This is a genomic window from Pseudomonas sp. GM84 (genome assembly GCF_000282535.1).
Taxonomy (GTDB): Bacteria; Pseudomonadota; Gammaproteobacteria; order Pseudomonadales; family Pseudomonadaceae; genus Aquipseudomonas.
In genome coordinates, this window is record NZ_AKJC01000292.1 from 1 (window position 1) to 2,738 (window position 2,738).

The 2,738-nt window shown below is 61.7% G+C and carries 2 protein-coding genes and 2 tRNA genes; 2 read left to right on the forward strand and 2 right to left on the reverse strand.

Features of this window, described 5'->3' with window-relative positions:
- Window positions 1-179: 179 nt before the first annotated feature.
- Window positions 180-256: transfer RNA gene (locus PMI38_RS21065), tRNA-Asp, on the reverse strand.
- A 13-nt stretch (window positions 257-269) separates the two neighbouring features.
- Window positions 270-345: transfer RNA gene (locus PMI38_RS21070), tRNA-Val, on the reverse strand.
- A gap of 215 nt (window positions 346-560) precedes the next feature.
- Between PMI38_RS21070 and rdgC the strand changes: the two genes are divergently transcribed.
- Window positions 561-1,481: a recombination-associated protein RdgC gene (rdgC, locus tag PMI38_RS21075; RefSeq protein ID WP_008098477.1), complete on the forward strand. Its 921-nt coding sequence runs from the start codon at window positions 561-563 to the stop codon at window positions 1,479-1,481.
- 184 nt (window positions 1,482-1,665) lie between these two features.
- Window positions 1,666-2,631 carry a bile acid:sodium symporter family protein gene (locus PMI38_RS21080; RefSeq protein ID WP_008098479.1) on the forward strand — a complete coding sequence of 322 codons (966 nt, stop codon included), beginning with the start codon at window positions 1,666-1,668 and terminating at the stop codon, window positions 2,629-2,631.
- The last annotated feature ends 107 nt before the right edge of the window (window positions 2,632-2,738 follow it).

A 2,738-nucleotide genomic window follows, 5' to 3' on the forward strand; every position in this document is an offset into this window, starting at 1 on the left:
TAATCACCCTTCGTCTCGGTGAGGCGCGCATTCTACGGAGGAATGAGCATCCCCGCAAGTCATTGAACAACTTATTTTTCCAATTACGACAAAAATGGAAATTCAGACACAAAAAAAGCGACCCTAAGGTCGCTTTCTCTGTTACTTCCGGGTGTTCAGTGGGCCCTGGAAGTGGAATATGGCGCAGCGGACGGGACTCGAACCCGCGACCCCCGGCGTGACAGGCCGGTATTCTAACCGACTGAACTACCGCTGCGCTATACATCGAGTGGTGGGTGATGACGGGATCGAACCGCCGACCCTCTGCTTGTAAGGCAGATGCTCTCCCGGCTGAGCTAATCACCCTTCGTCTCGGTGTGGCGCGCATTCTACGGAGGGCCTGCTAGCCTGGCAAGCACTTTTTTCAAGTTTTTCAAAAAAATTATCAGGCCTTTCAACAACCTAGCTTCGACGCCCATTTCTTTCCTTATATACAGCTACTGGCCCAATGACAGGGCTGGCCTGGAGCGGCTGCTCGGAGAATAATGCCCGCCTTATGCCTTAAGGAGAGATTGCCCCCCATGTGGTTCAAGAACCTGCTGACCTACCGCCTGACCCAGGATGTCCCCTTCGAGGCTGAAGCTCTGGAAGCTGCCCTGGCCAGCAAGCCGGCCCGCCCATGCGCGAGCCAGGAGCTGACCACCTATGGCTTCGTCGCACCGTTCGGCAAGGGCGAGGACGCTCCCCTGGTGCACGTCAGCGGCGAGTTCCTGCTGATTGCCGCGCGCAAGGAAGAACGCATCCTGCCCAGCAGCGTGGTCAACGATGCGGTGAAGGAAAAGGTCGAAGAGATCGAGACCGAGCAGATGCGCAAGGTCTACAAGAAGGAACGCGACCAGATCAAGGACGAGATCATCCAGGCCTTCCTGCCGCGTGCGTTCATCCGCCGCTCGATGATCTTCGCCGCCATCGCCCCGCGCCTGGGGATGATCCTGGTCAACTCGGCCAGCGCCAAGCGCGCCGAAGACCTGCTGTCGACCCTGCGTGAAGTGATGGGCTCGCTGCCCGTGCGCCCGGCCACGGTGAAGATCGCCCCGACCGCGACCATGACCGACTGGGTCAAATCGCAACAGGCCGCCGAAGGTTTCTATGTGCTGGACGAATGCGAACTGCGCGACACCGCCGAAGACGGCGGTATCGTGCGTTGCAAGCGCCAGGACCTGACCGGCGAGGAAATCCAGCTGCACCTGAGCACCGGCAAGGTGGTCACCCAGCTGGCCCTGGCCTGGCAGGACAAGCTGTCGTTCGTGCTCGACGACAAGATGGTGATCAAGCGCCTGAAGTTCGAAGAGCTGCTGCAGGAGCAGGCCGAACAGGATGGTGGCGATGAAGCCGCGCAACAGTTCGATGCCAGCTTCCTGCTGATGATGATGACCTTCAGCGAGTTCCTGCCGGTGCTGTTCGAGGCACTGGGTGGTGAAGAGATTCCGCAAGGGGTCTGAATCTGCTGATATGCCGGTGCTGATCTGGAAGACATCCTGAGTCAGTACCGGCCCAATCGCCGGCAAGCCGGCTCCCACAGGTGCACCACAGGGCTGAAGGACTGTGTTGTACCTGCGGGAGCCGGCTTGCCGGCGATTGGGCCAGTGAAAATCACAGAGAAACAACTATAAAAGGACCTCTACCATGCGCGCCCTCGCCGCCCTCAGCCGCTTCGTCGGCAACACCTTCGCCCTCTGGGTACTGGTGTTCGCCTGCCTGGCCTTCCTGCAACCGCAATGGTTCATCGCCCTCAAGGTCGCCATCGTGCCGTTGCTGGGCGTGGTGATGTTCGGCATGGGCCTGACCCTCAAGCTCGACGACTTCGCCGCCCTCGCCCGCCAGCCCTGGCGCGTGGCACTGGGGGTGGTGGCGCACTTCGTGATCATGCCGGGCATGGCCTGGCTGCTGTGCCAGCTGTTCCACCTGCCGGCGGAAATCGCCGTGGGCGTGATCCTGGTCGGCTGCTGCCCGAGCGGCACGGCGTCGAACGTGATGGTCTGGCTGTCCAAGGGCGACCTGGCGCTGGCGGTGGCGATCGCCGCGGTAACCACCCTGCTGGCCCCGCTGCTGACCCCGGCGCTGATCTGGTTCCTGGCCTCGGCCTGGCTGCCGGTGTCCTTCATGGACATGTTCTGGTCGATCCTGCAGTTGGTGATGCTGCCGATCATCCTTGGGGTATTGGCCCAGCGTCTGCTGGGCGCGCGGGTACAGATGGCGGTGCAGGTGCTGCCACTGGTGTCGGTGGTGAGCATCGTCATGATCGTCTGCGCGGTGGTGGCGGCCAGCCAGGCGAAGATCGCCGAATCGGGGCTGCTGATCATGGCGGTGGTGATGCTGCACAACAGCTTTGGCTACCTGCTGGGTTATCTCACCGGGAAGTTCTGCAAGTTGCCGCTGGCCCAGCGCAAATCGCTGGCGCTGGAGGTGGGGATGCAGAATTCGGGGTTGGGGGCTGCCTTGGCGGCGGCGCATTTCTCGCCGCTGGCGGCGGTGCCCAGTGCGCTGTTCAGCGTTTGGCACAATATTTCCGGGGCGCTGCTGTCTACGTGGTTCCGGCGGATGGAAGCGCCTTTGGATGCCGTTGAAGGTGCGGAGCCTGCCAGGGATTGATGTTGGCTGCACTGGCCCTATCGCCGGCAAGCCGCCTCCCACAGGTACAGCACAAGCCTCAAGGGCAGTGATCTTCCTGTGGGAGCCGGCTTTCCGGCGATAGGGCC

What these genes read in the sequence shown, in the direction of transcription:
- PMI38_RS21080 (WP_008098479.1), top strand. Translation starts at nt 1,666, where the DNA reads ATGCGCGCCCTCGCCGCCCTCAGCCGCTTCGTCGGCAACACCTTCGCC.
- rdgC (WP_008098477.1), top strand. Translation starts at nt 561, where the DNA reads ATGTGGTTCAAGAACCTGCTGACCTACCGCCTGACCCAGGATGTCCCC.